Origin of the sequence: Rickettsia sp. TH2014 (assembly GCF_019249195.1) — a bacterium.
In the GTDB taxonomy this organism is placed as follows: Bacteria; Pseudomonadota; Alphaproteobacteria; order Rickettsiales; family Rickettsiaceae; genus Rickettsia; species Rickettsia felis.
On the sequence record NZ_MXAX01000179.1, the window covers coordinates 1 to 5,768 of the forward strand.

Here is a 5,768-nt window from a genome sequence, read left to right on the forward strand (position 1 = left end):
ATAATTTTTATAATGTCTGTAAGATTAAATCTTGACTTCTACATTTAATTTCAAAAATTTGCTGTATTTATACTTTTTTTCTGGATTCCTGCTTTCGCAGGAATGACATCTAATAAGTTTTTTTATCCACGCAGGAATGACATGAACAAAAACTACTCCACCCCCTTCATTTCGCCTGTTTTAGCTTTATCAAACGCAGTATCTTTAATTACCGCCTCGGTAAAATCGGTATTTGTGAGGTCGGAATTATTAAAATTAGCCTGATCAATTTTAGCTGATTTAAATATGCTATCTATTAATATTGAGTTTGAAAAATCTGTTTTAGTAAGTATTGCTGCAGAAAAATTAGCCTCTTTTAAAATAGAATTTTTTATTACCGTATTTGTTAAATTAGCGTTTTTAAAGATACTATTTGAAAAATCTACTCCATTAAATACTAAACTACTTAAGTCAAGATTTGTTAAATTTATATTTGTTAAGTTAGTTATTTTTTGCAAATCTTTTACCGAACTTATTACTATATTATTTGGTGGAATTTTGCTCGAATTATCGCTATTTAAAATAATATTATTAGAAACATTAGTATTAATAAAACCGGAATATGCTTGGTAGTTAATATTATTTATTTGTGAATTAGAAAGGACGGAGTTAATAACCGTAGTATTTGTTAGATTAGAATTTATTAGAGCCACTTGGTTTAAATTACCTAAAGTAATTTTAACATCTGAAAAATTTACGTTTTGTATTAAAGATTTAGAAAAATTTACATTATTAAATTGTCCGTTAGTTATATTTGAGTTTATTATTTCACTGTTGTTTAAGTCAGTATTAATCACTATAAATTGTTTAAAATCATTATTGCTAAAAATATTATTAGTATAGCTTATATTATCTAAAGTAATATTTGAGCCTTTAGTTTTATTAATCCTTACAAAATTAGCATTACTATTTTTTATTGATAAATTATTAAATTTGTTATCGTTTAGACTCATATTATTTAATATAGCATTATCGATTTTAAAATGATTTAACACTGAACTACTAATTGTACTATTTTGTAAATCACATTTAGTAAGGCTAATATTCTGTAATGTTGAATCTTGAAAGGAAGCGTATGAAAAGAAAGAGTTATTACTTTGTACGTTATTAAAGTTTACTTCATTAAAAATACTTTGTGTGAAGTTAGAATCCTTAATTATTACTGCTGTTAATTTAGTTTGACTTAGGTCGCTAGATTCAAAATAATTATTAGTAAAATCGGTGTTATTTATTACACTTTTTTCTAAATCCGTACCGTAAAATATTGAATTTGTTATATTAGTATTTTTAAAGCTATTATTCTTTAGGTTAGTTTTTTGAAAATTAACACCGTCAATAGTATTATCACTCCATAATACATGACTAAACTTAGAATTCTCAAAGTTGACATTTATTATAGTAGTTTTATTAAAAGCAGTATCGCTAAAATTTGATTGAACAAAATTTGTATTTTGTAATGTTATTTTGTTAAAAATTGAACCTTGAAAGTCAGAATTATACCCAGAAATATTTTTTATTACCGAATCTGCAAAATTACTTTCTTGAATTATAGCATTTGTAAGTATAGCTTTTTCTAAATTACTACCTGCAAAATCAGCACGTAATATTTCGCAGGAAGTTAAATCTATTCCTGATAAATCTTCATTTATTAGCTTTACTCCTATTAATTTGACTCCTTTTAAATTTGAACCGAACTTCTCTTTAAGGTTCACTTTAAGGTTTTTAGAATTTTGCGATATTATATAATTCCGAATTACCGTGCTTTGGCTATCCGTAAGTAATCCATTCGCATCACGAGTAGATTCGGAGCAGCTGCTTAATAACAAATAAATAGTAATTATTGATATGACTTTAAGCATTTGCTTCCTCATATTCTTCTTCATTTATTCTATTTGTAGGAGGTATATGTAAGCTTAATAATTTTAATTTACGATGCAAAGCCGATCTTTCCATACCGACAAATGAAGATGTTTTTGAAATATTATTATTAAAACGACTCATTTGTGCCGATAGATATTGACGCTCGAAAACTTCTCTGGCTTCTCTAAGCGGCATAGATAACATATCAAAACTATCTTCAAGTTTTGTGAGATTAGCACTATTTGCTAATATTTCGGAAGGTATCATATAAGGTTTGATAATTTCATTATTACCTGTAGTTAGCGGATTCATAATTAAAGTCCATTCAACTACATTACGTAATTGTCTAATATTACCCGGCCATTCATAGGATTGAAGAGCAGCGATAGTTTCATCAGCAAAGTTACGTTCTTTTAAACCTGAAAATTTTGAAAGCTGCTTAACAAAATATTTAACAAGTAGTGGTATATCTTCTTTTCTCTCATATAATGAAGGTACTTTTAGAGAAGATACATTAAGGCGGTAATATAGATCTTCTAGGAATTTGCCGTTATTAACTTCATCTTGAATATTTTTAGAAGTACCGGTGATAATTTTTATATCAACTTTAATATTTTTTCCACAAGGCTTTGTAATAGTTTGATCTTTAAGGAATTTTAATAATTTTACTTGGATAGGAATAGGAACATTACTAACCTCATCTATATATAAAGTACCGTTATTGGCAAATTCTAAGATAGTAGGGCGTTTGGTATGATTTTCCTGCTTTTCTGATTCGCCGAATAATTCTTGGTTAATTTTTTCTGTAGTCATACAGGTAGGGCTGAAAATAATGAACGGATTATTAACCCTTTTAGATTGTTTATGAATTAACCTTGCTGCAAGTTCTTTACCGCTACCGACTTTACCATGAATCATTATACGACTGCTAGAGCTAGCTGCCTTTTCTATTTCCATTTTATATTTTAAAGTTACCGAACATCCACCTACTAATTCAGTTTTATCTATAACTTTTGATTTTAAATCTATATTTTCACGTTTTAACTTTGTTACTTCGCAAGCTCTTTTAAGTAAAATAACTAATTTATCATTATTAAAAGGTTTTTCTATATAATCGTAAGCACCCATTTTTATAGCATTTACTGCTGTTTCTATAGTACCGTGACCGCTAATAATTATTACCGGCATTAAAGGATAGCGTTTTTTAATTATCTCTAAAATCCCAAGCCCATCAATTTCACTTCCTTGAAGCCAAATATCAAGTATAACTGCAGAGACCGGTTTTTCGGAAAGTATTTTAAGAGCTTGCGTACTATTAGCGGCAACCTTAGGATTAAAGCCTTCATCTTTCAAATTTGCAGCAATGAGATTTCGTATACTCTCTTCATCGTCTACTATTAAAACTTCGAGTTGTGACATTACAATTTACCTTAAAAATATTAATCAAAGCCTAAATATATACGTTAATGCTGAATGTAAAAGAAAGCAACATTTTTTTATAACATTTTTGTCACAATAGCTATTTATAATGTAAAAGTTAGCTAAGATTACATAATATTAAAATTATTTAAGGAATTTTAATTAATTTTATTTGCAGTTTGTAGTGTTATAAATGATTATATATAATGAGGGTGTGTTAATACCGAATTGTCATTGCGAGAAAAATTACATAAGTAATTTGACGAAGCAATCTCAGGCAAAAATCCTGAGATTGCCACGCGAACTAATGTTCGCTCGCAATGACGATTTTAAACTGATTAAAAATTATGCTTAACATCTTTTTAATTATTATTTCATTATTTATTTGCTTAATAACCTACCTATTTATCAAAAAAACAGATATTTTTACAAATCTATTAATTCTAAACAGTTTTACGACTATTGTAAGTTTATTTATTTGTTGTTTAGGCTTATACTCAGGCAATAGTTCATATTTGGATATAGCAATTATTTATTTTCTTCTAAGTTTTATAGCAACAAACGGTTATTTAAAATATTTTATACATGAATCAAATAGAAACAAAACAGATTGATATTATCATTTTAGGATGTGGCTTGAGCGGTATGCTAACTGCACTTTCTTTTGCACAAAAGGGTATAAAAACTATTATATTCGAGAGTAAATCGGTAAAAAGCCCGGAGTTTTTTAAAGACATAAGAACAACTGCCTTAACGCCGCATTCTAAAAATTTCTTATCCTCTATTGATATATGGGAAGAGCTTGAGAAGTTTGTGGCAAAAATGCAAGATGTATATGTAGTAGATAATAAGGCTTCAGAAATATTAGACTTACAAAATGACGATGACGCTGTGCTTGGATATGTGGCTAAGAATAGTGATTTTAAAAAAATACTATTGTCAAAAATAACTAATAATCCGTTGATAACATTAATTGATAATAATCAATATCAAGAGGTTATAAGCCATAATGACTACTCGATCATAAAATTTGATGATAAACAATTTAAGTGTAGTTTATTAATTATATGTGATGGAGTAAATTCAAAAGTGAGGCCTCATTACTTTGCTAATGAAATTGAAAAACCTTATCAGACTGCTCTTACATTTAATATTAAGCATGAAAAGCCGCATGAAAATTGTGCTATGGAGCACTTCCTGCCGCTTGGTCCTTTTGCTTTATTGCCTTTAAAAGATCAATACAGCTCTTCTGTAATATGGTCAACTTCTTCTGATCAGGCTGCTTTAATTGTTAATTTGCCTATAGAAGAAGTAAGATTTTTAACTCAAAGAAATGCCGGTAATTCTTTAGGTAAAATTACTATTGATAGTGAGATTAGTAGCTTCCCGTTAAAAGCTCGTATAGCCAATAGATATTTTCATAATAACATGGTGCTTATTGCCGATACTGCTCATACAGTACATCCACTAGCGGGGCAGGGGCTTAATCAGGGTATAAAGGATATAGAAACTTTGAGTATGATCGTTAGTAATAATGGTACATTACAAGAATATCAAAAGCTAAGGCAAGAGGATAATTTTATTATGTATAAGCTGACTGATGAGTTAAATAATATTTTTTCAAATTATTCCAAAAATTTAAGATGTTTAAGACAAATAGGGTTTAAGGCGATAAATAATTTTAAGCCTATTAAAAACTTGATTACTAGCTATGCGATGGGGAAGAGGTGAGTGTGTATATATATCATTCTTAGCTAGCTCCGATGTCATTCCTGCGAAAGCAGGAATCCATTACTTTAAAACTTTTTAAAAGCTCGATGTGTCTCGCTTTATGCTGGATTCCTGCTTCCGCAGGAATGACATAGGTATCCACGCAACAATGCCTACGCGGGAATGACATAAAAGAGCGAGAATGACATAGAATGTGAAATAACATAGAACATAATTTTATGAGATATGTATGAGTAAAGAAAAGCTAAACACTTCATCTATTAATACTCCTGAAGAAGGAATAAAAAATGCAGCAGAAGATAATAAGATTAAATCTTCAATAAATACCCCTGAAAGAGTAGAGTCTTTAGAAGCGGCACAAACAAATGCTTCTGAGCTTCCACAGGAACGGCAATCGCAAAATAAGCCGGCAGAAAAAGAACGCTGAAAGAGGATACGGCACTTTATGGTGCTAGAGTCGCTCGTGCCGGAATCGCTGCAAGTGGAGTAGCAATCGAAGTGGTAAAGGAGAGCAGTAAAGTGATTACCAATCCTACTCATATAGTAGAAGGAGTAATTAACGTTGGAGAAAAAGTAGCAAAAGCTTATGATCCGGTTGATAAACTTCAGCAAGGTGCAAAAATTAAAGAAAAAGGTCCCCCAAGCCCTGGCATTGTCGATAAGGTGCTTGATAAAATAAAAACTTTACCGGTGTAATAGTTGAGATTTAATCTTACATT

At 29.7% G+C, this 5,768-nt stretch carries 6 protein-coding genes; 4 read left to right on the forward strand and 2 right to left on the reverse strand.

The window, feature by feature from the left end; genetic code table 11:
- Positions 1 to 152: 152 nt before the first annotated feature.
- Together KYQ89_RS03485 and KYQ89_RS03490 are read right to left on the reverse strand one after the other, a co-directional pair.
- Complete coding sequence (locus KYQ89_RS03485; protein WP_218460430.1) at positions 153 to 1,898, reverse strand: pentapeptide repeat-containing protein; 1,746 nt, start codon at positions 1,896 to 1,898, stop codon at positions 153 to 155.
- On the reverse strand, positions 1,891 to 3,318 hold the full coding sequence (locus KYQ89_RS03490; protein WP_218460426.1) for a sigma-54-dependent transcriptional regulator: 1,428 nt from the start codon (positions 3,316 to 3,318) through the stop codon (positions 1,891 to 1,893). Before KYQ89_RS03490 ends, KYQ89_RS03485 begins: the two co-directional genes overlap by 8 nt.
- Before the next feature lie 347 nt (positions 3,319 to 3,665).
- Between KYQ89_RS03490 and KYQ89_RS03495 the strand changes: the two genes are divergently transcribed.
- The 4 genes from KYQ89_RS03495 to KYQ89_RS03510 all read left to right on the forward strand — a co-directional run bounded on the left by KYQ89_RS03495 (position 3,666) and on the right by KYQ89_RS03510 (position 5,745).
- Positions 3,666 to 3,932 carry a monovalent cation/H+ antiporter complex subunit F gene (locus KYQ89_RS03495; RefSeq protein WP_218460427.1) on the forward strand — a complete coding sequence of 89 codons (267 nt, stop codon included), beginning with the start codon at positions 3,666 to 3,668 and terminating at the stop codon, positions 3,930 to 3,932.
- Complete coding sequence (gene ubiH, locus KYQ89_RS03500; RefSeq protein ID WP_218460428.1) at positions 3,904 to 5,049, forward strand: 2-octaprenyl-6-methoxyphenyl hydroxylase; 1,146 nt, start codon at positions 3,904 to 3,906, stop codon at positions 5,047 to 5,049. The genes KYQ89_RS03495 and ubiH overlap by 29 nt, the downstream gene beginning before the upstream one ends.
- A gap of 229 nt (positions 5,050 to 5,278) precedes the next feature.
- On the forward strand, positions 5,279 to 5,476 hold the full coding sequence (locus KYQ89_RS03505) for a 2-octaprenyl-6-methoxyphenyl hydroxylase (protein WP_218460429.1): 198 nt from the start codon (positions 5,279 to 5,281) through the stop codon (positions 5,474 to 5,476).
- A gap of 92 nt (positions 5,477 to 5,568) precedes the next feature.
- Complete coding sequence (locus KYQ89_RS03510) at positions 5,569 to 5,745, forward strand: hypothetical protein (RefSeq protein ID WP_218460431.1); 177 nt, start codon at positions 5,569 to 5,571, stop codon at positions 5,743 to 5,745.
- The last annotated feature ends 23 nt before the right edge of the window (positions 5,746 to 5,768 follow it).